The sequence below is a fragment of the Psychrobacter sp. JCM 18903 genome, from assembly GCF_000586475.1.
In the GTDB taxonomy this organism is placed as follows: domain Bacteria; phylum Pseudomonadota; class Gammaproteobacteria; order Pseudomonadales; family Moraxellaceae; genus Psychrobacter.
Window position 1 is genome coordinate 80,971 of record NZ_BAWJ01000003.1, and the last position, 26,452, is coordinate 107,422.

A 26,452-nucleotide genomic window follows, 5' to 3' on the forward strand; every position below is an offset into this window, starting at 1 on the left:
TAATGTCATATTCTGTGATGATTGCTTTATTATACTAATATAAGACCGGTGTTTCACCGCATAGGGACGGCATGCTATTCCAATCTATACGGCGCTTGCGTCTTTTCGTTTACGATATTTTGCAAAATGATGAGCACGATACGCTGTTTAGCCGTTGCGTTGACTACTTTTTAATATTTTTAATCATGACCAATGTAGCAGCGGTCATTGCTGAGTCGGTTGACAGTTGGTATTACCCTTATCAGGAGTATTTTACTTGGTTTGAAAATTTCTCTATCGTAGTGTTTTCTATTGAGTATTTGCTGCGTTTGTGGAGTGTGGCCGAGGAAAAACCAGATGACACCACTTGGCGTCAGCGTTGGGAGTGGTTGAAAAGTCCTTCTGCGTTGATTGATTTAGTCGCCATTGCGCCAGCTTTCTTGAATTTCTTTGTTACGATTGATTTACGCTTCTTACGTATTTTACGTTTATTCCGAATTCTCAAACTGACACGCTATTTTGCTTCGTTACGCATCTTATTGGTGGTCATTAGCAAAGAAAAAGGCTCGTTCCAAGCGGTTATTTTTATTTTAATAATTATGATTGTGACGGCATCTAGCGGCATTTACTTGGTTGAAAACCACGCCCAGCCAGAAGAATTTGAGTCGATACCTAAAGCGATGTGGTGGGCGGTGGTGACGCTAACGACGGTGGGCTATGGCGATGTCACGCCGATTACCAATGCGGGTAAAATATTGGGTGCGGTTATTACCATATTAGGTGTGGGTCTGGCGGCATTACCTGCAGGTATTTTAGCGACTGGTTTGGCAAATGAGCTGGCTCAGCGCGTGAAGAGCTTGAACAAGACTTTCGAGCGCAGCTGATTGATAGCGATTTTGATTTGGTGAAAAATCAGATGATGATCGATAAAATTCGCCGTGAGCTGGGACTGGATAAAGAGCAGGCGCAAAATATCGTATTGCAGGTATTACGCGAACAAGAGCTTGAGCGCCGCGAAAGAGAAGTGGAAGAACGACAAAAGAACTTTTGCCCACATTGCGGTGAGCCACTGTAAGTCTTTTATAGTAATTATTTTAGGTTTCAAAAAATGGGTGTTTAACAAAAGGGTGCAACGTTATCAGAACGTTGCACCCTTTTTATTAGCAATAAACGGATATTTTATGGTATTTAGATAGCTTGTGGAATGGGTAGCGCACGTGCCAATTCATGGGCGACTTGCTGCGCCGCCGTTGCTAAATCTTCGGCAGGAAGGGGTAAGTTTTGCAGTGTGAGATGCCAATCATCCACTTCTCGGCGTAAATGTGCCACCCACAGCGTCGTGCAATCACGTGGCAGTTGCTTTAGATTGACTTCAAAACAACGATTGCCCTCATCATCGCTTAGATGAATCTCGCCTTTTTTGACTCTTGAAAACGGATGACCGTGGTAAGAGTTGGCTATCATAGCAATGTGGGTGATATGTGCTGGAATTTTATCTAAGTAAAGCCTGATTTGCTCTTGGTCAAGAGGTGCCAAATACATCGCTTGTTCGCCGCGATCTTTGCCATTGAGACTGTCGCCTTGATGTTTCACTGATTCCGCTTTATCGCGCAATTGTTTGAACCAAACGATATCACTGATGGTGCAATTGTCGTCATATAGTACGCAAGCCAAATCAATATCAATAGCACTCTGGTTTTTTTTAAAGCGCTTAAACATGCCTTTTGGCTCAATCTTGGTAAATTCATAGTTTAGCGCAAAAAATAAGGTTCCCGCGTCTAAGCCCAGTCCTCTTAAACTGTCTGACAGTAATGGCAATGAGGCAGTGGTCGGCATAACATTCCTTATCTATTTTCGTTCTTTATTTTTAAATAGTGGTAATCGTCTGAATACGGTTAAATTTGAGCGTCATTACCCGCAGTTATTATTTATGATCAAAAAACTTATCCAATACGGCTTGATGTAACAATTCTGGTTTGGCATTCAATAAACCATTGCCAAAACCACGTAACCACCAAACCAGTTGTGAAGTTAGGTTGACAGTGGCTTGAATGGTCAGCGTGTCATCATCCAACGTAACAGTTTGATCGTCACTGAGCTTGCTTTCAGTCAGGCTTTTGCCCGCTTGTTTGGTGAATTGTAGCTCAATAGCAGTGTTTTTGCCATGATTAGGCAGATCACCGAATAAGGGGTGGCTAAAGCCCATACCACCCGCATCCAAATAAGTATCGAGTTGGAAACTCTCAGGTGTTTGTGCGGCGCTTTCGAGAATGTCAACGCTAGCAAATCGATGTAGGGCAAAGGTACGAATGGTAAAGTTTGGATCATCAGTACGAGTTGCCAGCAGATAAATAATCACACCGCGCTGGATAATAGCGATGGGATTCAAAAGATATTCACTGGCCTGTGATTTATCGCTGCGGGTATAGCAGGCTTTGATTTGTAATTGATAAAACAGCGCATGGTAAATATTGTCTTTGCTATCCAAGTCAATATGCGGCGCGATTAGTGGCTGAGTGGCAGGCTCAATACGCACTCTGTCGATCCATGAATGGGTGACTTTACTGTTTTTTAGCTGCCGCCTTGCCAAGTCAAACCATGGAAATAATTCATCTAAATAACAGGTGGTAGTAGCTGAGTTAGATTGGCTTCAACCATATTAAAGGCGACTGCTTGCGATAGATTCATGTGCGGTAAGCTTTGGAGTGGTGCATCATCACGCCAGCGCCAGCCTTGTGGGTTGGCGTTATTTTTTTCTATCGGAAAGCGTTTTGCCAGCGCATTTAAGTCGCGTTGAACAGTGCGCAAGCTGATGTCAAAGCCTGCCATCATCAGCTGCTCGTAGATATGGGTTGTGCCCACCCAGCGGTTGCGCTGTAGTTGCGATAGCACTTGCCACTGGCGCGCCGTCGTCGCCGCGCCATGGCGATTATCGTTATTATCTCCTGAGACGTGGCTATCTCCTGAGACATGACTGTCCGCTGCCGCTACAGTATTATCTTGCTCAACAGAGTTCGTTTGAGCATGAGAGTGGTCGGCGTCAGTAGAATGTACAGTCATTAAGCGATAACCTTTATGAAATTACGAGTTGGCTTTTGTATAGCTTAGCGGAGTATTAACCATTCATCATCGCAGAAAAGCATCATAGCGTCTAGGGCATGTCTTCAATTAGCACACTGATTTATTGATTGGTTTTGACACGGCTAAATTTCACTATAAATCAGCTTATATGGCGTCAATGGGTGTTTTAGTGTCATTGTTATCGATACCTTGATTGATGCTTTTGTCGATGCCTTGATCCTCATTGATAATGACTTCTTTGTGCTCCGCCTTGTCTTTACATTTTTCTTTTTTTCTCTTGTCCCGTTTTTTTTGACGTTTTGCTTTTTGCTTTTTTTTATCTTTCTTTTTGGACTTTTTATCATCAATACCATCGTCATTGTTATCTTGATTTTCATCCCATAACATCAGACGACTTAAAACTTTGCCAAACAACGTGTCTTTACGATAGCGACCTTTCTTGTTCATGGTATCGATAGGCAAACCAGTCATCAGCGTCAATGCTTCGCTCAGTGTATAGACACCATAAATATGAAATTCGTTCGCTTTGACGGCAGCAATGATGTCGTCACGCAGCATGAGCTGTTTGACATTGGCCATTGGAATGACCACGCCTTGCTGCCCAGTCAATTCTTGCTCGCGGCATGCATCAAAGAATCCGGCGATTTTAGAGTTGATACCGCCAACCGCTTGCACTTCGCCCAATTGGTTCATAGACCAGTAATGGCAAATGATTGATCAATCGGGACGTTTGCTAAGGCAGATAGCAGCGCACAGCCTTCGCTGACGGTAGCACTATCGCCATCGATATGGGCGTAGCTTTGTTCAAAAGCGAGCGAGGCGCTAAAGTTGAGCGCATGATGTTGGCTGAATAATGCGCGCAAATAGCTGGTCATAATCAGCATGCCTTTGGCGTGTAAACTACCGCCCAAATCCACGTCACGCTCGATATCGAGAATTTCACCCGTACCAATATTTGGTTGAATGACGGCAGTCAGGCGGGCGGGCATACCAAACTCGCTATCGGCATAACTGACCACTGTCAGCGCATTGACTTGTCCGACAGCGCTGCCTTGAGTTTGAATAAGCTGCTGACCGTTTTTTAGCTCATCCCAATAGAGGTCACGCAGGTATCCTGAACGCTCGTCCATATCATCGATGGCTTGTGTGACATGATAGGCATTGACAATGTTTTTTCCGCTTAAATGCGCGTGGCGGTTAGACTCATGCAATAGCTTGATTAATAAATCACTGTGCAAGCTTAAGCGGTCTTGGTCTTCTGCTTGTAAGCTTAAATGCTCAAGTAGGGCAGCTTGCGCGCTACGATCAAACGGATAGAGATTGGCATAGTCAATGATATCAGCCATTTTTGCGACTAACGCCAATTCGTGCTCACTGCTGCGAGGCACATCATCGTGAAAATCCGCACGTACTTTAAAGACCGCATCAAACTCAGGCTCAAGCTCTAACAGCTCATAATATAAGTCTGCTTCACCAAGCAAAATCACTTTAACATCAAGGTCAATGGGGGCAGGTGCTAACGATAAGCTGCCTGTTAAGGTCAGCATTTGTTCAAGGCTTGAGAGTTTGATTTTGCGTGATTGTAACGCCCGCTTGAGACCCTGCCAAGCATAGGGATGCTCAAGTAAGTGACTCGCTTCTAATAGTAAATACCCACCATTGGCACGGTGTAGAGCACCTGCTCGAATCATACTGACATCAGTGGTGACCGTGCCCAATTGAGTGATTTGCTCGACATGACCCAACAAGTTCAAGTGCGTCGGTAAGTCCTCAAAGATGACAGGTGCACCGTCGTCCGGCGTGTGACTGACAATGACGTTGACCGCATAGCGACTTGGGGTTGTGGCCAAAACTGCTGTCACAAATTCTTCGTCATCGCCATTGACGATGCGCTCGACATGCGTAACCATGTCGGCAAATACGGTCTTGAGATAATCAATGACAAGCGGGTGACTGGCAAATTGCTCATAAACAGGGGCAAATAAAGGTTGTAGTGCACGACGTGCAATATTGCGATGCAGGGCTTCTATCGCATCATTGGCTTCGTCTTCTAACTGCTCTAACGCGATGGTCAACTGACTTAAGCGTTTTTGCATATGGTTTTTTTGGACAAAGTTATTTAGCTCAGCTTCGTATTCACTATTGCCGTATTCAGTATTGTTTTCATTCTGCTCTGCATTCGTAGGATCGTTATACTCGGTGTTAGAAATGCTCGCTTTGCTACTATTATCGCTCACGGATTTATTTTTATGGCTAGCAGATAATTTATCCTCACCACCACTAGTTTCTGTCGCGAGTTGACTGGGATGTACAAACACCGCTTTATTATCAAAGGAGCGAAACGTCAACGCCAAATCATATTGTTTGCCTTCCGCATTGAGCACATCATAAGCCTGACTTTCTTTTTGATGTGTGTCATTTTTGATGGCTTCGATTTTGCTTTGATATTGGTCACTACGAAAGCGTTGGCTCAATCGTTTTTTGGCTTGTTGCCATAATTGATTGACTTGCTGCTGCAATAAGGAGGCTTGCCCCGCAGGTAGTCGCAGCGCTAAAGGGGTACGTGGATCGGTGAAATTATGCACATATACCCAGTCGTCAGGTGTGGGGGCATCGGCGGCAATGCGCGTTAGCAAGCGGCTGATGACGGTGCGTTTGCCCAAGCCATTTTCACCAGCAGCAAACACATGATAGCCACTGGCTTTGATATCCAAAGCTGTTTGTAAGGCTTTTAGGGCACGCTGCTGACCAAAGCCAACATCTAGATCTGGTGCCGTACGGGTATCCGAGGGCAATTCATCAGGGTCGCTATAGCGTTTTAGTTGCTCAGCGGTGACAAGGCAGCGCTGCTTGATATCAATAAAGCATGGATGCGGTGTATTCGGTGTTGCTGATTTGGTACTTTTTAATTCAATGATGGGTGTTGCCATATTATTAGCGTCTTTTTTATTAGCGTCTCTTGATAATTGAGAGGTAGGGATGTGTGGCTGTTTGGTCATAGGTATAAATTATATCGTTTGTAGAAAGTGGCGTAGGTATTAAGTGCTATTAAGTGTTATTAAGTTTACTAATGAGTGCTAATACTTGGTTTTTTCTAGTTAATTTGCATCGTTCATAAAAACATCTTACAAGATAAAACGGTATTTTAAATAAATCATTAAAAGCAGTTTTGTATCATTAGCAGGCTCTGTTAAAAACGCTATATAAGCAATCATTCATCATCCATTTAACGCGATTAAAGAACAATAACGCCTCAATATAGGCTCAGATAGTATAAGATGTCTCACATTGGCGCAATCTGCAACTATTCAATGGGCAGACTGCATGATAAAATAGACGGTTCACATGTCAAAACTGGATAACTCGTTGTATGTCAGACTTTACTAAAACATCTTCATCCTCTGCTAACACGGGCAATATCCGTATTGATCCGACTGGCTTTGTAAAGCTTGGCGCACAGCTGCCAGCGCTGGCGAATACCTTGGCACAAGCGGTCAATGAGCTCAAGTTATCCTTGAGTGAGACACAGCAGCGCACATTATTATTGTACTTAGACCAGCTTTTGTTGTGGAATAAAGCGTATAATCTGACCGCCATCACTGATCCAGAAGAGGCATTGATCAAACATATAATCGATTGTTTGGCTATTATAACGCATTTACCGTCAGGGTCACTGTTAGATATTGGCACAGGAGCAGGGATGCCAGCGGTTATCATTGCGATTTGTCAGCCAGAGCGTCAATGCACCGCACTTGATAGTAATCAGAAAAAAATTCGTTTTATTAAGCAAATCAGCAGTGAGCTTGGCTTGAATAATATGCAGCCAATTGCTTCTCGTATCGAGCGCATGAAGCCAGCTATGACGTTGTGACTTCTAGAGCCTTTGCCAGTTTGATCGATTTTGTCGAAGTGGCTCAGCCGCGCTTAGCAGATAACGGTTACCTATGCGCGATGAAAGGCAAAGCGCCAAGCGATAAAGAACTACAAGTACTAGACAATGACTGGCATATTAAGACGATTAAGCTTAAAGTGCCTCGTTTACATGATAGTCGTCATTTAATTGAATTGTCCTATAAAAATGTCTAAGCTATGAACACCTTTTAAGTGATACGTGTCAGTGACACATGATTTTGTTGATATCTGAATGGCAAGATATTCAAAATATGGTGATACAGATAGTGCTAATTGTATAGAGATACTCGTACTGTTTACACTTATGAGTATGATGCTATGCAAAGTTTAGCGAAAAATTGATTGTGTAAGCCAAAAGTAAAATAACAGTAATAGACCCTAATTAAATTGAGTGAGTGTATGGAAATCATAGCAATTGCGAATCAAAAAGGCGGCGTGGGCAAAACCACGACGGCAGTAAATTTGACCGCCAGCTTGGCTGCGAAGCGCAAGCATGTACTGCTGATTGACTTAGACCCACAGGGTAATGCGACCAGTGGTACGGGTGTCGATAAGAATGAATTAGCACTGACGATAGCGGACGTATTATTGGATGGCGTGTCGCTGTCTGATGCTATTGTTACCAGTCCAGCAGGGTTTGATGTGATCGGTGCCAATCGTGATTTGGCTGGCATGGATATCACCCTAATGAATAAGACCAATAGTCATGAGCTGTTTAAAACAGCAATGGTGGCTTTGGTTAATGATCAGATAGCTGCTAAAAAACCGGCTTATGACTATGTGGTTATAGACTGCGCACCCAGTTTGAATTTGCTGACGATTAATGCGTTAGTTGCTACAGATAGCGTCATTATTCCGATGCAGTGTGAATACTATGCATTAGAAGGATTGGCTGATTTGTCGCAGACAATAGAGCGTTTAACGGAGCTGAATCCAAAGCTATATATCCGCGGTGTGGTGAGAACATTATTTGATGCACGCAATACACTGGCTCGCGACGTGTCTGCCGAGCTGGAAGCGCACTTTGGCGATATTATGTATAAGACCCATATTCCAAGAAATATTCGCTTGGCAGAAGCGCCAGCGCACGGTTTGCCAGTTATCGCTTATGAGAGATGGTCAAAAGGTGCGCGCGCTTATCAAAAATTGGCGGCTGAAGTCATGAAACAAAGTGACTAATATGCATGTATGCATGTTTTTTAGCACCAATGATAGATTGTAAGCACAAGCGTGCAAACAGATATCGAGCATTGAATATTGTATTTATAAGTAATGAGTAAGCTGTATTAATAATTATTTGGCTTTTATTTTAGCGTTAGAGGATAGGTAATCATGGCGAAGAAAAGAGGGTTGGCTGCCAATCGAGCTTAGATGCCTTATTGGGGTCAATCAAAAAAGAAAAGCAAATCACCGCCTCTGCCTTGCAAGACGATATGGTAGCGCGTGAGAATACTTTGCCAGCTGAAACGCTAAACGCTGATAGATTAAATATTAGCACGCCTGCTCAATCTGATAGTAATGAGACCAGTGAAAAACTAACGACCAAACCTATTGCCTCTGACACCACTACCAGCAGTCGAACTACACGGTCGCCGCGCACGATAAACAAAGGTACGGCTAATAAGAATCGTGTTAATGGAACAGATACTAGTGCCTCTGAAGACCAGATAAGCTTGGTGCAAATAGATGTCACGCGTTTGCAAGCGGGTAAGTATCAGCCACGCCGTGATATGAGTGAAACGGCGCTTGCAGAGCTGGCGTCTTCGATTGAGCAGCATGGCGTTATGCAACCGATCGTTATCCGTCCGTTATTGGCCAATGAAGACAAGAGTGAAGCATTCGTTACCCATGAGATCATTGCTGGTGAGCGTCGCTGGCGTGCAGCAAAAATGGCAGGTAAAGCCGTTATTCCAGCGATTGAACGTGCTTTATCTGATGAGCTTGCCATCGCACTGGCCTTGATTGAAAATATCCAGCGTGAGGACTTGTCCGTGATTGAACAGGCCGCTGCATTACAACGTTTTCATACTGAATTTGGTATGAGTCATGCGATGATTGCCGAAGTCGTTGGCAAGGCACGCACCACCGTATCAAACCTGCTGCGTCTCAATCAACTGCATGATACAGTCAAAGATCATTTAGCAAATAGTGCCCTAGATATGGGCCATGCGCGCACGCTCTTGGCATTATCCTCTGAGCAGCAGCCGATTATCGCGCAAAAAATTATCGACGGCGGTATGACGGTACGCGACGCTGAAAAGTTGGTTAAATCGATCTTGCAGCCTGCACCGAAAGCCAATCGTGCTGAGCAAACGCAATCTCGTGAGGTTGAGCGCTTGACGCAAAGACTGACAGATATGTTAGGGGCTGAAGTCAAACTCAAACACAAAAAAGATGGTCAAGGTAGTGTTGAGATATTTTTCCATAACCAAGATCAGTTAGCAGCTTTGATTAAGCACATAGAAGCACAGGCTTGATATCGCTAACGAGTTTGTCATGATGCTGTAAATTTAAGATATTTTGATAGCCGCTATTTTTATAAAAATATAAAAGAGAGTCAATATGTGGGAGTTGGTAAAAGCGGGTGGTTGGTTGATGACACCTATCGTGGTGTGCTCAATATTGGCATTGGTTATCATCATCGAGCGTAGTCATACTTTACAGTTTAATAAAGTTGCTCCGAGTAGATTGCGCGAGCAGCTAATCACGCGCTTACGTGAGAATGGGGATATTGGTCGTACACAGTTGATGAATGTCAAAGAAAAAACACCTTTGGGAGATATTTTAGCGACAGGGCTGCTGTATCGTCAATATGGCTTAGACTCGATGACGATGCATATGCAAAACCGCGCTAGCGTACAAGTGCATCAGTTAGAAAAAAACATCAATATGCTTGGGACCATAGGGGCGATTGCGCACTACTGGGGTTGTTAGGCACGGTGTTAGGCATTATTTCGTCGTTTTTGGCGATTACCGATGGCGCGATGCAAGACCCAACGATGCTTGCTGCTGGTGTGTCACAAGCGTTGATTACGACTGCTGCTGGTATGATCGTGGCTATTCCAGCACTGGTTGCCTATCGTTATTTTCAGCGCCGTATTATCGATATTAATGCCCAGTTTGAGACGCAAGCGGGACTCATGATTCAAGAGTTGTATGATTATCATTTGCTGGAAAATACGTCTACTGCTGGTTTGAATGTGCCTGCACATCGTGCGCCATCGGCTGACGTTGTAGATCACGAGTATGCAGTGGATGGATTAAGCTCAAATAATGGTGTTGCCGTCACTTCTTAGTATTTATTTCTTAGTATTTGTGACTGTTCAGCACGCCCTAATAATCCATCAAGCACATGAGTATTCAGTAAATTAAAGAGAGTGATATGCGCTTTAGAAAACCGACTGTTGAGCCGCTCGAAATTAACTTGACCCCGATGATTGACTGCTTGTTGTTTTTGATTGTGTTTTTACTGTTAGCAACGTCGTTTAATCATTTTAGTCGTTTAAATATTATTCTTCCTGAAGCTGAAGGTGTTGCGCTGACAGAAGAGAAAAACAGTATCGAAGTGGCAGTACAAGAAGATGGCAGTTATCTGGTGAACGGTATTACGCTTGCCAGTAGCAATGAGGCAGAGTTGACCAGTATGCTACAACAAGAAGCTGGTAGTAATCGTGACATGCTATTTGTTATTGCTGCGGATGCCAATGCCACCCATCAATCGGTTGTGCGAGTGATGGACATTGCAGGTAAACTGGGATTTTTGAATCTTAATATCAGTACGGTCGTGCCACTTGGTCAGCCGTTACCGCAGTAGCCTATAGTTACTTTAATGCCATTGATAGATGCTCTTATAAAACTGTGATTTTAACGCAGTCCATTCATGTTATGACCCCCAAATTGAGGCTTTTATGAGCCAAGCATATCAACCTGACTCTGCAAAAACTGCTGCTAAAAAACTATCAGCAGAGCCGTCAAACATACCTAAGCATAAAACCTTGCTGCGTTTGCTGAGTTATCTAAAACCATACTGGTGGGCATTAATGCTTACTGTGTTGGGCTTTGCGATTAATGCGGCGACAGAGATTTGGATTGCCAAATTACTTCAATATATCACCGATGCCATTAATCAGAACGATCAAAGCAAACAGGATTTATTTCCATTATTAATCATTGGTCTGTTTTTTGTTCGCGGTGTTGGTAGCTTTTTGGGTAATTATTATTCTGCTCTGGTCTCACGTAATTTGGTATATGAGCTGCGAGTGGAAGTCTTTAATAAATTGCTTCGTCTGCCAAGCTCTTTTTACTTAGCCAATCCTGCTGGTACCATTTCATCCAAGCTGATATTTGATGTTGAGCAAGTCACCGCCGCTAGTACAGACTCTATGAAGACGCTACTGCGTGATGGTCTGACAGTCGTCGCCTTGATAGGTTTCTTGCTTTATAGCAATTGGCGTTTGACGTTGATTTTATTCGTTGTGCTACCGCCAATATTGTGGCTTATTCGCATCGCCTCAAAGCGTTATCTAAAGTTGTCTAAGGGTATTCAAGAGACGATGGGTGATGTCAGCCATATTACCAATGAAGTGATTGGTGGCTATCAGGTTGTCAAAAACTATGGCGGTCAAGCATACGAAGCCGCACGATTCGATAAAACATCAAAAAAGAACTTACGCCAAGGCATGAAGGTCGTGGTGACCAACAGTATCAATACGCCAGCAGTACAGCTGCTAATGGCTATAGCCATGTCAGTTGTGGTGTGGCTCGCACTACGCCCATCGGTGATAGACAATATCTCAGCGGGTGAGTTTATCTCATATATCGCCGCTGCAGGTTTGCTCAGCAAGCCGGTACGCTCATTGACTGATATCAATCAAAAACTGCAAAAAGGTATCGCGGCAGGTGAGTCTATTTTTGCCTTGTTAGATGAGCCAGAAGAAACAGACACTGGTGTGCTTAGCCCTGCTTTGACGGGCGAAATCAAGCTGGATAATGTCAGTCTGATTTATCCTGACTCAACGGTCGCTTTGCGTGACTTTACGTTAGATGTAAGAGCGGGTGAGACGGTTGCATTGGTAGGGCGAAGTGGTGCTGGTAAGTCATCTTTAGTAAACTTACTGACGCGCACCTTATCGACCTCTTCTGGGCAAATTACCTTGGATGGTATACCGATTGAAGACATTAAGCTTGAGAGCTTACGGGCGCAGATTGCGATGGTCAATCAACAAGTAGTTCTGTTCAATACCACGGTATTTAACAATATTGCTTATGGTGCTTAGCCAATAAAACCCAGGCTGAGGTTGAGCGCGCCGCAAAAGATGCCTTTGCTCATGATTTTATTATGAAAATGCCAAACGGCTATCAAAGTGAAATTGGTGCTGAAGGTTTGCAGCTGTCTGGCGGGCAGCGTCAGCGCTTATCGATTGCTCGTGCGCTATTAAAAGATGCGCCGATTTTAATTTTAGATGAAGCAACCAGTGCGTTAGACAATGAATCAGAGTATTACATTCAGCAAGCGCTTGATAATGTGATGAAAGATCGTACCACGTTAGTCATTGCACATCGACTGACCACTATTGAATCAGCCGATCGTATCGCCGTGTTAGACAGCGGTCAAATCGTCGAGTTAGGCACGCACGATGAGCTTATGCAATTGCAAGGTCATTATGCGCAAATGTATGAACGCGACTTTGAATAAAATTATTGGACTATTCTTTGAGCAGCTTTGACGTTCAAATCGTGCTAAGTTAAAGTTTAACTGAATAGGTAAGTGGTCAATTATCATGAGTATTGAAACGACAGTGACGCGTGCCTGGCAACGTCAAGCCGCTTGGCTATGGCTATTGCTACCTATTAGTTGGTTGTACGGACTTATCACCACGCTGCGTCGTCAAGCTTATAAAGCTGGGCTGTTAGCAAGTTATCGTGCGCCTGTTCCCGTTATGGTGATCGGCAATATTAGCGTGGGCGGTAGTGGCAAAACACCATTGATTATTGCCTTGGTTGATTATCTACAAGAACGCGGAGTAAAGGTAGGGGTTGTTAGCCGTGGTTACGGTGGCGACACCAGTCAAATGCCCGCTTTGGTCGATGCCGCCAGTTTGCCCAACGTGGTAGGGGATGAGCCTTGTTTGATTGTCAATATGACAAATGCACCCATGGCAGTATGTCCTGATCGTAAGCAAGCGATTATAACCTTGTTAGCTGCCCATCCTGACTTGCAATTCATTATTGCCGACGATGGCTTGCAGCATTATGCACTGCAACGTGACATTGAATGGATTGTGGTCGATTCAGCACGGGGCTTTGGTAATCAACAGCTCTTGCCAACAGGGTTTTTACGTGAACCCATGTCGCGGTTGCAGGGTGCAACTGTCATCTACCATGAACCACTAACAACAGATTCAGTGGACAAGAATAAAAATAATAGCAATCTGTACCGAGCCCATCGTTTGACAATGCACTTAGAAGCGGATGCTCTGCAACTCTTATGGCAACCTACTTTATCTTATTCTCAAATTGATGCGCCTACAAAGGGTTGTAGAGTGCATGCGGTGAGCGGTATTGGTTATCCGCAGCGGTTTTTTGATACTTTAAGTTCGCTAGGCTTCGATGTCGTTGGACATGCTTATCCTGATCATTATGATTTTGAGTTGGCGGAATTGTTGCAGTATACCGAATATCCAATCGTAGTCACCAGTAAAGATGCGGTAAAAATAAGAGCGTTGCTATCGAAAGCCACTACTGATAAAGCGTTAAATGATGAGTATCAAGAGCTGATAAACAGACTATGGGTACTGCCAGTAACCGCCGAACTCTCTGACAGCTGTTATGATAATCTGCAGCAGCAGCTAAAAAAGCTAGGTATTGATATCGCAAACGATAACAGTACCAATAATAATACTAAAGCAAATAATAGATGATGCTTTAAACCGTATAAAAATTGCTATAGGAAACCCCATGTCGTCAGTGATTATGCCCGCCAAAACTCATATTGTTATCCCTGCTCGTTTTAAGAGCACAAGGCTGCCTGGCAAGCCATTACTAGAGATACATGGTAAGCCGATGATTCTTTGGGTTGCTGAAAAGGCGCAAACAGCGCACTTCGCTGATGATATGTGTATTGCCACGGATGATGACGATATTGCCAAGATATGCATGGATGCAGGGTTTGATGTGGTGATGACCAGTAGCGAGCATGCTTCAGGCACTGACCGTTTGGCAGAAGTTGCCGCCATCAAAGGGTGGGCTGACCATGATATCGTGGTCAACATGCAAGGCGATGAACCGTTAGTGCCACCGTTATTATTGGAGCAGGTAAAGGCGCTTTTGGTCGCAGACAGTGATAGCGTGATGGCGACTTTGTGCGAGCCTATCGACGACTATGAGACCTTTATGCGCCCATCAGTGGTCAAGGTTGTCAGTCAACACGCTAATGACTTGCAACGTGCGATTTATTTTAGCCGAGCACCCATTCCTTGCGACCGTGATGTCGTATTGTCCGATGATGGTCATAGAAATCCACCAAAAAATGCTTATCGTCATTTAGGGTTATATGCTTATCGCGTCCGTTTATTACAGAAGTTTGTGCATTGGCCGCAAACGCCACTTGAGACACTTGAAAGCCTAGAGCAGTTACGCGTTTTAGAAAATGGAGCGCAGATTGCTATTGCAGTTGCCGCTTGTCATCTACCTGCAGGGGTCGATACCCAAGAAGATTTAGACCGCTTAAATGCCATGAGTTTGACTGAGTTTCAGAACCCCATTGGATAAATAGCCTAAGCAAAAATATTTCATCTAAAGCGTCATGAACACGCTATATCCTGAATAATCAAGCGAAGTTATAGGACGTTAGCTATGAGTGATAAGACGCAAAATACAGGCACAATGGATACTACAGACCACATTTATTTCGCCGCGTTATTGCCATGGCAGCAAAATCTGTGGTCGCAATTGACCAAGCGAGTTTTGACATCACAGCAATCTTTGCCACATGCGCTATTAGCTGCTGGTATGCAAGGTATGGGCAAGCGAGCTTTTGTATGGCGTTTGGTCGCTTGGCTATTATGCCGTGAGCGTGATAGTCATCCCACAGAGGCTTGCGGCGCGTGCGAAAGTTGCCAATGGCTAAGGTCTGGCACGCATCCAAGCTTACAGGTATTGCCACTGATCAGTATGCCAATCAGTGCAGACAATGCTGATAATAAAGAGAAATTAAGTAACGCTGCAAAGGATAAAAAATCATCCAAAACAGCCAATAACAGTGCTCTTAAGATTAAAGTGGATGATATCCGCAACTTGCAGCCTTTTATCTACCAAGGTGGTCAAGGGATGCGTATCTGTGTGTTAGACCATGCAGAGCAAATGACAATTGCCGCGGCCAATGCGCTACTCAAAACCTTAGAAGAACCACAAGCTAAAGTCCATTTATTTTTGATCAGCGATACTCCCGCACAATTACTGCCCACCATTAAAAGTCGGGTGCAGCAGTTGCCATTACAGACCATTCAGCCTGTGATCGCCATTGACTATGTGACACAGGCACTTGGCTCTACGGTCAATCGTGAAGCGGTCGGAACGGCTGCGATTGAGCAGCTTATTCAATTGGCAAATGGCGCACCTTTGGCAGCGATAGCCATGGCACAAGCGCCATGGTATAGCAAACGTGCGCTATGGTTGACGACGTGGCAGGCATTGCGTAGTGGTAAACGTAGTAGTGTGGCAGCCAGTGACTATTGGCAAAACCAACTGAGTATCACGGAATTTATTCAGCTGTCTGAGCTAATGCTACTTGATATGCGCCGTATTTGCTTAGGGCTTAATGAGCTTCAAAAAGACGTCAATCTATCCGCTGCCTTAGAAAAATATCCACCTGATAATAATGGTCTAGCACTTTTTTCTAATAGCTTACAGCAGACAAAAATCGCTCTGCAACAAAATGTGCAAGAAAAATTTGCCTATGATAAGCTAATGCAAGAATTGGCTTGTTTATAAGAAAATCTGCCTCAATAGCAAATAAAAATACCAAACTTAATGAAGGAAGCTGACTATGGCCATGCCAGGACGCGGCGGGATATTAACCTGCCACATTGAAAATATCGAAATGTTATATGCCAGCTATTTGTCCTTTGTCAGTAATGGCGCATTATTTGTGCCATCCAATGACGCTCAGCAGCTAGGTAACGAGGTATTTATCGCCATCACTTTACCCAATTCTAGCGAGCGTTTACCTATGAATGGCAAAGTGGTTTGGATTAACGCCAAAACGCAAGGTGGCCGACCGGCAGGTTTTGCGGTACAGATTGGAACTGATATTGCAGGTCAAAGAATTAAAAACGAAGTTGAGCGATTATTGGCGGGTAAAATAGATGGTTTGCAGTCCACGTATACTATGTAATTATTCATTGTACTTGTAATGGTTTTGATAAGTATTAGACGACTATTATTAAATAAACAGTATAAAAAAGCCACCTTATATATCGATAAGGCGGCTTTTTATGAGCATAAGACTAGGGCGTGTCTTCATTTTAAAAATGGTAATAAAAATTGCCGTCAAACAATAAAGGCAATGCAAATAATATCGAGATATCAATAAGCTGTTTGACGATGTTTGGCAAAATGCAGCCATTTTTAGCCAATTTAGAGGACAATCGATTGAACTGAGGACACAGCCTAATTAAAGCCACCATATCTTTTAATAGCGCGGTGGCACATACATATCATCTGGAATAGGCTCACGGTAGTATTCGTCATCACGTTTACGATCGGGTAATTCTACCTCATCACGTGGCACTTCCTTATAAGGAATTTGTTCGAGTAGATGAGCAATACAGTTTAGCCTTGCGCGTTTTTTATTGTTACCTTCAACCACCCACCAAGGTGCCTCAGGAATATGCGTTCGCTCAAACATGGTTTCTTTAGCCTTGGTATAGTCTTCCCAACGGCGGCGTGACTGTAAGTCCATGGCTGAGAGCTTCCATTGCTTGAGCGGGTCATGAATACGGCTCATAAAGCGTGAATGCTGCTCATCATCAGTGATCGAAAACCAATACTTCACCAAGCGAATACCTGAGCGTACTAGCATACGTTCAAACTCAGGCACCGACTGAAAAAATTCTTCATACTGTGCATCGGTACAAAAACCCATCACACGCTCAACCCCCACACGGTTATACCAACTGCGGTCAAACAGAACAATTTCACCAGCAGCAGGCAAGTGGGCGACATAACGCTGAAAATACCATTGTGATTGCTCACGTTCTGTCGGTGCAGGTAGGGCAGCCACTCGACACACACGAGGGTTTAAGCGCTGCGTGATACGCTTGATAGCGCCACCTTTACCCGCTGAGTCACGACCCTCAAATATGACGACGATACGCTCACCGCGATCAACGACCCAGTCTTGCAACTTAATAAGCTCGCGCTGTAGCCTTACCAACTCTTGAAAGTACATACGCCGATCAAGTCTTTCTTGCTCACTCATTTCGCGCCCATCAAAACGAAAATCACGCACATAATCATCTATCTCGTTTTCTAGCTCTTCATCATAAGTATCGATGAGGTCTTCGTGCATTTTACGCCGCAACTGATCATTAAAAACCTCCTTATCCATACGCTCGATAAAACTGTGTTGCTCAGGTGAGCTAAGTTCCTGACGCTCTTGTGGCGTGAGGGATTTGGGATTGATGGACGAAGGTATCTTACCCATAAAAAACTCCTAATCAGTGTTGTTATGATTTTTATTGGTTATCCTCTTACTTTAGCATAACTACCGATAGAGCTATGCGTTGGCTACGTTTCATTATTGTGTTGTTAGCAAGACCTTGACTATCATCCAGTTTTGAGTAGTGAATGGGCATAAAAAAGCACCCTCTAATCCATCGATTAAAGAGTGCTTTAAAGTATTCATGCTAACTATTGACTGATAATACCAATCAAATAATAGCAGTCAAAGAGTTATTTCTCTAAGATACAAGTCACGCCCTGACCACCAGCTGCACAGATAGAGATTAGTGCACGACCTGAGCCTTTTTGATCCAATAGCTTCGCTGCAGTGGCTAGGATACGACCACCCGTTGCGGCAAATGGATGACCCGCAGCTAACGACGAGCCATTAACGTTTAGCTTGCTACGATCGATAGAGCCTAGTGGTGCATCTAGTCCTAGACGCTCTTCACAGAATTTTTCATCTTCCCAAGCAGCTAGTGTTGATAACACTTGTGATGCAAAGGCTTCATGGATTTCATAAAAATCGAAATCTTGTAGTGTTAGACCTGCACGCTCAAGCATACGCGGTACGGCATAAGCAGGTGCCATTAATAGGCCTTCTGTGGTGCCAGATTTACCAATGAAATCAACGGCGGCCGTTTCTTGATGAACGATATAAGCCAATGGCTTAAGACCACGCTCTTTTGCCCACTCATCGGTTCCCAATAGGACACAAGAGGCACCATCCGTTAATGGGGTAGAGTTGGCTGCTGTCATCGTTGGGTTGGCGTTCTTCTTACCAAACACAGGCTTTAATTTAGCCAGTTTTTCCAAAGTAGTATCAGGGCGCAAGTTGTTATCGCGCGTCAGACCTTTGTATGGAGTGATTAGGTCATCAAAGAATCCTTCATCATAAGCGCGCGCTAGGTTTTGATGACTGTTAAAAGCAAGCTCATCTTGTGCTTCGCGGCTGATGTTCCACTCAAGTGTGGTGATGGCTTGATGGTCGCCCATTGATAGACCAGTGCGTGGTTCACCGTTTTGTGGCGAATCGATTAAGTCTTTTGGATTTAGACCCATTAGTGCTTTTAGACGTTGTTTGTTGTCTTTAGCCACGCCCAGTTTGATCAGTACTTTACGTAGACCATCACCAATCGCGATCGGTGCATCAGAGGTCGTATCTACGCCGCCAGTAATCGCTGAATCGATAAGACCCAGTGCGATTTTATTGGCAGAAGCAAAAGTCGCTTGCAAGCCAGTACCGCAAGCTTGTGAGATATCGTAAGTTGGCGTATGTGGGTTGAGCGCTGTGTTAAGCGTGGCCTCGCGAGTTAGGTTGATGTCACGGCTTAGTTTCATGACGGCACCAGACACCACTTCACCCAACACTTCGTCTTGTAGATTATAGCGTTCAATCAAGCCATCTAATGCAGCTGTCAACATGTCGGTGTTGCTAACGTCAGCGTATGAACGTTCGAGCGTGCAAACGGAATACGGTTGCCACCTAGGATAGCCACTCGATTTTGACCAGCAACGGCTTTGGTTTTGCTGGTTTTTTTGGCAGCAGATGCTGGCTTTTTCGTAGTAGAAGCTGGTGATTTATCATTCGCTTCTGTGGTGCTAGAAGACTCTTTATTACTAGAAGACTCTTTATTACTAGAAGACTCTTTATTAGACGTGTCTGTAGCTGTCGTGCTTTTAGCTTTTTTAACAGCCGTTTCTGTTTTGGCGCTGTCTGATTTATTATCAGTAGATTTTGACGCACTGGCTTTTACCACTGTGCTTTCAACAACAGGGCTATCAGGGTGATTGTTTTTATTACTCATAATATTATCCTTAAAAAATATGGGCAGAAGAAAAGAGGGTAACAATAGTAAAACTAATGATAATAAAAATGATTACATTAAAAAATTCAATAATCGAAAATAAACAAGAAGCAAATATTATCACTTATTACGCAGCATAACTGTTTATGATAAGACGTTTTTACGACCTTACTGTATATCTTTGGCAAACTATGTGACGCTTATCTAAGGTCGGTATCAGCTTTGAAAGACATCAATATGACTTTCGTAGACTGGCTAGTATCGATTATTGGCATTGCATAACGATAGATTTGATAATATATTGTTATCGATAATTGCATTTGCTATAACTTATAGGTCTGATTTTAGCACAATGTGGTGATTTTTAAATCCAGAAAAAGTGACCGTCTTGTATACTGAGTTGTTTACAGATTGTTGTAGACATTATCGGTTTTTGGACTTGTTTAAGATGGCAGTGTATAGTTAGGCCAGCTTTAGACTCATTTACTAAATATCAATAATTATGAGGTTATTGAGTCTATATAATAGGCACATTACATTTATTACTATTATTCTAACCGTTCGTTATAGGGATTATATTATGTCAGACCGTTATGGTGATTTTGTTCAGTCTTCTATTGGCAAAAAAGTGGCCAAAAATTTGGGTTTACCGTTACCTGTTACTCTTGATCGCTTCGAAAGCGGTGAGCCTTTAGTACGTGGTAGCGTATTGGTTGGTCGTGCTAATGGCGATGATAAAAGCGTCAGTGAGTCTGTTGCGCGAATTTTGTCAGACGTACATGCTGATGTTTATGTAAACAGCAGTGATGATATCAAAGATGCCCTTGCTGATGCAGGCGTTGAAGCAAAAGCCAATACGGGCGGCGATGATAAATTTAAAGTTTTATTGTTTGATGCCAGCAATATTAGCAATGCCGATCAATTAAAAGAAGTGTATGAGTTCTTCCATACTGTGGCTCGTCGTGTAGAAAAGTCTGGTCGCGTCATTATTATTGGTCGCCCACCAGAGAATATCACTGACATTGATACAGCTTTGGCTCAGCGTGCGCTTGAAGGCTTTGTAAAGTCTGTCGGTAAAGAGTTCAAACGCGGTATTACTGCACAGCTTATTTATGTGGAAGACGGCGCAGAGCAAAATCTAGATTCGACTTTACGCTTTTTCACCTCAGCTCGTTCAGCTTATGTCTCAGGACAAGTCGTACGCGTTAGTAAGGGTAGCAATGTTGATGTCGATTGGACACAGCCTCTTGGCGGTAAAACCATGCTGGTAACTGGCGCAAGCCGCGGTATTGGTGAAGCAATTGCTCGCGTTTTGGCTCGTGAAGGCGCTCACGTTATCTGCTCGATGTACCGCAGCAGCAAGCAGACCTACAAAAAGTCGCTAGCGAAATTAGTGGCTCAGTATTGACCGTCGATATCACCAGTGATGACGCTGGCAAACAAATCACCGAAGCCGCACAAAAGCGTGGCGGATTAGATTCAATCATCCATAATGCTGGCGTCACTCGTGATAAGACTTTGGCAAACATGGACGAGAAAAAGTGGGACATGGTTATCGATATTAACCTAGGTAGTATTGCTAGGCTGAACCGCTATTTGCTAGACAACGATGTATTAAAAGATAATGCACGTATCGTTTGTGTGTCATCGATTTCAGGTATCGCTGGCAACTTGGGTCAAACCAACTATGCCACCTCTAAAGCAGGGGTGATTGGTTTGGTTAATGCCACTGCCAAGCAGTTAGAAGACAACGCCAAAGGCATGACGATCAACGCTGTTGCTCCAGGTTTATTGAAACGCAAATGACCGAAGCCATTCCATTTGCTATTCGTGAAGCGGGTCGCCGTATGAACTCTATGAGCCAAGGCGGCTTGCCAGTAGACGTGGCTGAGACCATCGCATGGTTTGCATCACCTGCTTCTGGTGGCTTAAATGGCAACATCGTTCGCGTTTGTGGTCAAAGCTTATTGGGTGCTTAATATCACTTTATAAGTAAGTGTCAATTATAAGTAAGTATAAATGATGATTTATATAATGGTAAATACCTGATATTAATCATTATTTTTAATTTTCCTCACATATGCTTACGAAAAAATTGCTCATAAATCGTAATAAAGCTGCCCAAGGGTGGCTTTTTTATGATAAAAACACAGAGAACCAGTAGCCAAATTGTTTTTTGCTGTGAGAGTTGCTTACATTGTCTAAAACCACGCCTATGAATTGTGCCTAATTTAGGCATAATACTGGTGGCATTGCTCAATGATAGGCTGTAACCAATAATGTCATAGCATCTTTAGATACACCAAGAAAATTTGCTCAAGCCCCACTTAGGATTTATTATGTCAGACAAACATTATGATGCGTTGCCGAAAGCGCATACGACCTATGCCAATATCGTTAAAAGTTTATTGCCTATTGGTAATAACGGCAAAATCAGTAAAGACCAATTGCCGCAAGCGACTTACTATGTGGACGATTTGCACATTGACCAAAGTAACTTAAACGATTATCGTAAAATTTGTGGTTTTACAGATAATGGCAAAGTACCCATTACTTACTTCTCAGTGCTGTCTCAGACGCTGCAAATGAATATGATGGTCAAAGAGCCATTTCCATTTGCTATGTTAGGTCTAGTGCACGTCGATAATAGTGTGACTCAGTATCGTCCTATCGGTGAGCGTGAAACGGTTGCTATGTCAGTCACCTTTGATAATTTGCGTGACCATGCTCAGGGTCAGCAGTTTGATTTTGTGACGACGGTCAAGTCAGAAGATAAGGTGATTTGGGAAGGTACTTCGACGTATCTATCACGTAGCAAAAAACCAATCAGCAGCAAAGACAAAAAAAGCACTCCACGTCCAATAACGGTCAAGCCATCAGTCAATCCAGAAGGCGTGCATAGTATCTTTGAAGTGCCAGAAGATATCGGTCGTCGTTATGCTTTTGTTTCAGGTGACTTTAACCTCATTCATCTCCATCCATTATCTGCGCGTGCGTTTGGCTTTCCTAAAGCGATTGCTCACGGCATGTGGTCAAAGGCCAAATGCCTTGCTATGATGGACGAGTTGCCGGATGCTTGTACGGTTGATGTGTCATTTAAACTGCCTATCTTTTTGCCAGCCGAAGTAGAGCTTATCGCTGATCCAGTGGCTGCACTTGAAGACACAGACGCTACCTGTGAGTTTGGCTTATTTAGTTCTAAAAATGACAAGCCCCATTTGGCAGGTACGGTTAAATTACAGAGTGGCCATGAGTAAAAGCCAGTAGAACGACTGTCATTCAACTAAAAAATATCCCAATATGGTCGATTCTTGATAGAAAAGTGATAGCGTTAACCTCGCTTGAAGTATTGCTTATACATCGACACGCGGTTGCTTTGTACTTATTTTAACTGGAATTGATCATAGTAAATATAACGAACAAATTTATAATTATGACTTCACATACCGCCGTACCAAACTCAGATCAACTGAATCATTCAGTAGCTATTGACACAGTATCGAGTGCTGGCAATAACGTTTTAGACAATGGTGTTGATCTTAGTACTATTCTTGAGCCTTATTTTCGTCCTGATGACACTACCATTGTATGCGGTGCACTCGATGACGAAAAAGTGGTTGCCTTAGCGAAAGCTGGGGTTGAGTTAGTGATTAACTTACAGCCAGATGATGAATTGAGCTTTGATGAAGCTGCAGCGGTCGAGCGAGCTGGCATGCACTATGAGCATCTGCCTATTAATGGTGCCGCAGACTTAAAGCAACTTAATATATTGGCATTTGATAATATATTGCGCCAACATCATGGCAAAAAAACGGCAGTGCATTGTGGCTCAGGCAATAGAGTGGGTGCCGCAATGGCGCTACGCGCAGGATGGTTACGTGGACGTAAAATGGACACCGCTATGGAACGTGGGCGCAGTCATGGCTTAACGAAGCTTGAGCAAGAAGTTCATAATCGTCTGTTGGTACCGCGCTAAGACATAAGGATGACAACGTATTATTGAGAAGTGTTGAATGACAGAGAGGCGACCACTAGGTTGCCTTTTTTATTAAGGCGCGTTGTTATTTTAAAAATGAGGACACGCCCTAAGTAAACGAAAAAATAACGGGTTAATATTGAGATACTGAACAGTTACGCCTTAGCAAATAATGTATTTTTTATCATATGAACACTTAATATCAGGGGCTAAATGGTTTTTTACCGTTTAGCTGTTTTATAGAAATGGAGTAGGGTAGCCATGATCGACAATAATAATAAAACCACACAGATGTTTGATTGTCAGATAAATATAACGTTGCAGCAACGTTTGCAGCAAATACTCACCGACTTACAGCTTGATGATGCACCAGCTGGTGGTGCTGTGGTTGTTTATCTGGCAGGAGAAGACATTGCACAGGCGAGTGTGGGATGGCACGTCCAGAGATGTCGTGGCAGCCTGATACTTTGGCGATTAACTTTTCGACGGGTAAAGGTGTATTGGCGACGCTTGTACATATATTGGTTTCGCAGCAGATGCTTGATTATGACCAACCTATTGCCCATTATTGGCCTGCATTTTCTGCACAGAATAAAGGGAATATTACGCTACGTAGCGTGATGTCACATCAAGCCAACTTATTCTCAATTCAGAGTATCGATGTGGATAGCGAAACTTTGCTTGATTGGGATCAAATGCTCAATAAAGTTGCTGCCATGCCGATAACAGCACCAGACCATGGCGAGCTATATGACAGCGCTTATAGTGCTCTGGTCTATGGTTGGGTGTTGGGCGGTCTGATAGAAGTCGTTACTGAAATGTCTTTAGCTGAGGCATTGCGCCATTATCTCACTGAGCCTTTAGGTATTGCTGATTGTTGCTATTTTGGTGTACCAGAGAATAAAGTCAACCAAGTAGCAAGACTGACCAAAGACTTCGAAGCATCAAATGAGGCTGGCTCACAACTGCGTAATAAACGTCATAAACCAACGCTAAAAGCCGACTCACAAAGTACTTTACGTACTTATGCTAGTCTGCCTAGTTATGCTTGCTGGCAGCAGCAAGCTTTAATTGATGGCAAAGCGGCAGACCTAAGGTCAGATGATGAGCAAAACACTTTACCGATACTAGACACGGCTCATATTAATCGTTTGTACTTCAATACCAGTCAGCTTAATCTAAAAAATTATAAGGCAGCACTCATAACTGCTGGCAAACAAGCAATCGATTATCACAGTCGTGAGACACTACAGGCCATTATTCCAGCAGCAAATGGTGTCGCTTCAGCTCAGGCATTGGCCACCATCTATGCGATGTTAGCCAATGGCGGAACATGGCAAGGACACACGTTTATTAATAGCGCCACTTTTGAGCAACTATCCAAACTGCAAGTCACAGGGCTAGATGCTGTTATGCCAGCAAACATGGATTGGCGCTTGGGTTATCATCGGTTATTTAGTCTTTGTCAGCATACAGACAATGAAAAAGTTGATGCAAACAAGCAAGGATTTGGGCATATGGGCTATAACGGTTCGGTTGCTTGGTGTGACCCAGAGCGTCAATTGTCATTTGCCTTTATCCATAATTTTGACACCACGATGCTGAATGATGTCCGTCAGTTTGCACTAACGGAAGCGGTACTTAACTTAGTCGATTCAGAGCTTTAAAAGCGCTAAATAGCTCTATCGATAAGGTTAATGTGATTTATTCGGCGTCATTTTAAGCAATTTTGTGGCGCTAAGACCATGAATAAAGATTGACGCCAAAATGACAATTGAACAGACGACCCACAGTTTAAGCGCATCTTCATCACCGAAAAAACCTTGGTTGAGCGCATAAGATAAATAATATAGCGTGCCAATACCACGGATGCCCAAAGCAGAGATGGCATATTTTTCAGTGTGTGCCATGTTTAGTCCTGATAAAGCAATAAACCCGCCAATGGGACGTATCAACAAGAGGAAGGTGAAGCTGACGATGTAAACACGCCATGTCAGCTCAACGCCCGATTGCAGTCCTTGACCAAGAAACATGCCGAAAGTGACCAGCACTAAAGACATGAGTAAGCCTTCTGATTGTTCTGCAAAATCATGGAGCTTGTGGTGATAGCTGTGCTCATGCTCTGAGCGGCGAAAGGCAAATGCTGCGATAAATACGGCGATAAAGCCATAACTATGTACAAATTCGGCAAGTCCATAAGCCACTAACGTTAGCGCAATGACCACATAGCCTTGAGAAATAGTGGTGTTTTGGCTGTATTTTGAAAATACCAGCTTGGCCATAATTTTACCAACGACAATCCCCACCACCAGCCAGCACCAATTTCCATAAGACATCATGAGTGAACCATGACCAGAGCATCTCGAGGGTAAAGGAATTGCCTTGGCTAAAGGCTTCCGCTATTTTTATGGCCAAATAAACAAATGGGAAAGCCAGTCCGTCATTCAATCCTGCTTCTGACGTTAATGTAAAGCGAGGTGTGTCTTCGCGACCTGTGTTGGGTGGCCCTACTTGAATACTAGAAGCCAATACAGGATCGGTTGGAGCCAGTACTGCGCCCAGCAATATAGCAGCTCCCAGACTGAGACCAAATGCATAGTAGCCTAGCACCGCCATCGCAAAGATGCCAATCGGCATGGTAATAAGCAACAGACGCACGGTCGGTCGCCACAATTGCCAAGACAGCTTCGTATCAATTTTGATACCAGCACCAACCAAGGATACGAGCACCACAATTTCGGTTAATTTTTCGATAATTAAGCCGTTATTCATAGGGTCTAAAAATGATAAGGTCGTCCACCAGTACCCCATCAGCAGCCCAAAGCTGACCTGCAACATAGGCAAAGAGATAGGCGTGCGCTTAAATATAATGGGGAACAACGCCCCCAGTAAAAAAGCGATACCGCAGACCAATAAAAATAAATTGTAGTTTTCAATCATAAGGTAGGTGCACGCTGTTATGTTTATCTTAAAA

General features: G+C 43.6%; 13 protein-coding genes and 9 pseudogenes. 15 read left to right on the top strand and 7 right to left on the bottom strand.

Going from position 1 to position 26,452, the window contains the following annotated elements:
• Window positions 1–71: 71 nt before the first annotated feature.
• Window positions 72–1,054: pseudogene (locus tag TT12_RS03100) on the top strand (ion transporter).
• Between the two features lie 113 nt (window positions 1,055–1,167).
• On the opposite strand, the gene TT12_RS03105 reads toward TT12_RS03100, so the two are convergent.
• From TT12_RS03105 to TT12_RS03115, 3 genes and pseudogenes are all read right to left on the bottom strand, one after another.
• Window positions 1,168–1,815: a TerD family protein gene (locus TT12_RS03105; protein WP_045452128.1), complete on the bottom strand. Its 648-nt coding sequence runs from the start codon at window positions 1,813–1,815 to the stop codon at window positions 1,168–1,170.
• A gap of 88 nt (window positions 1,816–1,903) precedes the next feature.
• Window positions 1,904–3,039, bottom strand: a pseudogene (locus TT12_RS03110) (helix-turn-helix transcriptional regulator).
• Window positions 3,040–3,204: 165 nt separating this feature from the next.
• Window positions 3,205–6,059: pseudogene (locus TT12_RS03115) on the bottom strand (AAA family ATPase).
• 371 nt (window positions 6,060–6,430) lie between these two features.
• Here TT12_RS03115 and rsmG point away from each other — a divergent pair.
• The 10 genes and pseudogenes from rsmG to TT12_RS03165 all read left to right on the top strand — a co-directional run bounded on the left by rsmG (window position 6,431) and on the right by TT12_RS03165 (window position 16,366).
• Window positions 6,431–7,146 (top strand): annotated as a pseudogene (gene rsmG / locus TT12_RS03120) (16S rRNA (guanine(527)-N(7))-methyltransferase RsmG).
• A gap of 225 nt (window positions 7,147–7,371) precedes the next feature.
• Window positions 7,372–8,151: a ParA family protein gene (locus TT12_RS03125; RefSeq protein WP_045452132.1), complete on the top strand. Its 780-nt coding sequence runs from the start codon at window positions 7,372–7,374 to the stop codon at window positions 8,149–8,151.
• A gap of 200 nt (window positions 8,152–8,351) precedes the next feature.
• On the top strand, window positions 8,352–9,449 hold the full coding sequence (locus tag TT12_RS03130; protein ID WP_502685162.1) for a ParB/RepB/Spo0J family partition protein: 1,098 nt from the start codon (window positions 8,352–8,354) through the stop codon (window positions 9,447–9,449).
• An 85-nt stretch (window positions 9,450–9,534) separates the two neighbouring features.
• A pseudogene (locus tag TT12_RS03135) lies at window positions 9,535–10,268 on the top strand (MotA/TolQ/ExbB proton channel family protein).
• An 86-nt stretch (window positions 10,269–10,354) separates the two neighbouring features.
• Window positions 10,355–10,786 carry an ExbD/TolR family protein gene (locus TT12_RS03140; RefSeq protein ID WP_025651795.1) on the top strand — a complete coding sequence of 144 codons (432 nt, stop codon included), beginning with the start codon at window positions 10,355–10,357 and terminating at the stop codon, window positions 10,784–10,786.
• Between the two features lie 94 nt (window positions 10,787–10,880).
• A pseudogene (gene msbA, locus TT12_RS03145) lies at window positions 10,881–12,667 on the top strand (lipid A export permease/ATP-binding protein MsbA).
• Between the two features lie 85 nt (window positions 12,668–12,752).
• The gene (gene lpxK, locus TT12_RS03150) at window positions 12,753–13,892 is read left to right on the top strand and encodes a tetraacyldisaccharide 4'-kinase (protein WP_045452135.1); all 1,140 of its coding nucleotides are present in this window, start codon (window positions 12,753–12,755) and stop codon (window positions 13,890–13,892) included.
• A gap of 37 nt (window positions 13,893–13,929) precedes the next feature.
• Window positions 13,930–14,742, top strand: a complete 813-nt coding sequence (gene kdsB / locus TT12_RS03155) for a 3-deoxy-manno-octulosonate cytidylyltransferase (RefSeq protein WP_045452138.1) — start codon at window positions 13,930–13,932, stop codon at window positions 14,740–14,742.
• Between the two features lie 84 nt (window positions 14,743–14,826).
• Complete coding sequence (locus tag TT12_RS03160) at window positions 14,827–15,963, top strand: DNA polymerase III subunit delta' (RefSeq protein ID WP_045452141.1); 1,137 nt, start codon at window positions 14,827–14,829, stop codon at window positions 15,961–15,963.
• Window positions 15,964–16,018: 55 nt separating this feature from the next.
• Window positions 16,019–16,366, top strand: coding sequence for a PilZ domain-containing protein (locus TT12_RS03165; protein ID WP_045446052.1), 348 nt, complete (start codon window positions 16,019–16,021; stop codon window positions 16,364–16,366).
• A gap of 297 nt (window positions 16,367–16,663) precedes the next feature.
• Here TT12_RS03165 and ppk2 read toward each other — a convergent pair whose 3' ends face one another.
• Window positions 16,664–17,677 (bottom strand): polyphosphate kinase 2, encoded by a 1,014-nt coding sequence (gene ppk2 / locus TT12_RS03170; protein WP_228139068.1) that lies wholly within the window; start codon window positions 17,675–17,677, stop codon window positions 16,664–16,666.
• Window positions 17,678–17,925: 248 nt separating this feature from the next.
• A pseudogene (locus tag TT12_RS03175) lies at window positions 17,926–19,502 on the bottom strand (acetyl-CoA C-acetyltransferase).
• 580 nt (window positions 19,503–20,082) lie between these two features.
• Between TT12_RS03175 and TT12_RS03180 the strand changes: the two are divergent.
• The 4 genes and pseudogenes from TT12_RS03180 (at window position 20,083) to TT12_RS03195 (ending at window position 25,145) form a co-directional block, all read left to right on the top strand.
• Window positions 20,083–21,481 (top strand): annotated as a pseudogene (locus TT12_RS03180) (3-oxoacyl-ACP reductase).
• A 360-nt stretch (window positions 21,482–21,841) separates the two neighbouring features.
• Window positions 21,842–22,759: a MaoC family dehydratase gene (locus TT12_RS03185; protein ID WP_045452145.1), complete on the top strand. Its 918-nt coding sequence runs from the start codon at window positions 21,842–21,844 to the stop codon at window positions 22,757–22,759.
• A gap of 176 nt (window positions 22,760–22,935) precedes the next feature.
• On the top strand, window positions 22,936–23,478 hold the full coding sequence (locus tag TT12_RS03190; protein WP_045452148.1) for a protein tyrosine phosphatase family protein: 543 nt from the start codon (window positions 22,936–22,938) through the stop codon (window positions 23,476–23,478).
• 261 nt (window positions 23,479–23,739) lie between these two features.
• Window positions 23,740–25,145, top strand: a pseudogene (locus TT12_RS03195) (serine hydrolase domain-containing protein).
• A gap of 27 nt (window positions 25,146–25,172) precedes the next feature.
• Here TT12_RS03195 and TT12_RS16380 read toward each other — a convergent pair.
• Window positions 25,173–25,817: a cation:proton antiporter domain-containing protein gene (locus tag TT12_RS16380; RefSeq protein WP_243443313.1), complete on the bottom strand. Its 645-nt coding sequence runs from the start codon at window positions 25,815–25,817 to the stop codon at window positions 25,173–25,175.
• On the bottom strand, window positions 25,765–26,418 hold the full coding sequence (locus TT12_RS16385) for a cation:proton antiporter domain-containing protein (RefSeq protein ID WP_243443314.1): 654 nt from the start codon (window positions 26,416–26,418) through the stop codon (window positions 25,765–25,767). The genes TT12_RS16380 and TT12_RS16385 overlap by 53 nt, the downstream gene beginning before the upstream one ends.
• Window positions 26,419–26,452: the final 34 nt, after the last annotated feature.

Excerpts from the sequence above, each read along its gene's own strand:
- TT12_RS03105 (WP_045452128.1), bottom strand. The coding sequence starts at position 1,815 with ATGCCGACCACTGCCTCATTGCCATTACTGTCAGACAGTTTAAGAGGA.
- TT12_RS03125 (WP_045452132.1), top strand. The coding sequence starts at position 7,372 with ATGGAAATCATAGCAATTGCGAATCAAAAAGGCGGCGTGGGCAAAACC.
- TT12_RS03140 (WP_025651795.1), top strand. The coding sequence starts at position 10,355 with ATGCGCTTTAGAAAACCGACTGTTGAGCCGCTCGAAATTAACTTGACC.
- lpxK (WP_045452135.1), top strand. The coding sequence starts at position 12,753 with ATGAGTATTGAAACGACAGTGACGCGTGCCTGGCAACGTCAAGCCGCT.
- kdsB (WP_045452138.1), top strand. The coding sequence starts at position 13,930 with ATGTCGTCAGTGATTATGCCCGCCAAAACTCATATTGTTATCCCTGCT.
- TT12_RS03160 (WP_045452141.1), top strand. The coding sequence starts at position 14,827 with ATGAGTGATAAGACGCAAAATACAGGCACAATGGATACTACAGACCAC.
- TT12_RS03165 (WP_045446052.1), top strand. The coding sequence starts at position 16,019 with ATGGCCATGCCAGGACGCGGCGGGATATTAACCTGCCACATTGAAAAT.
- ppk2 (WP_228139068.1), bottom strand. The coding sequence starts at position 17,677 with ATGGGTAAGATACCTTCGTCCATCAATCCCAAATCCCTCACGCCACAA.
- TT12_RS03185 (WP_045452145.1), top strand. The coding sequence starts at position 21,842 with ATGTCAGACAAACATTATGATGCGTTGCCGAAAGCGCATACGACCTAT.
- TT12_RS03190 (WP_045452148.1), top strand. The coding sequence starts at position 22,936 with ATGACTTCACATACCGCCGTACCAAACTCAGATCAACTGAATCATTCA.
- TT12_RS16380 (WP_243443313.1), bottom strand. The coding sequence starts at position 25,817 with ATGATGTCTTATGGAAATTGGTGCTGGCTGGTGGTGGGGATTGTCGTT.
- TT12_RS16385 (WP_243443314.1), bottom strand. The coding sequence starts at position 26,418 with ATGATTGAAAACTACAATTTATTTTTATTGGTCTGCGGTATCGCTTTT.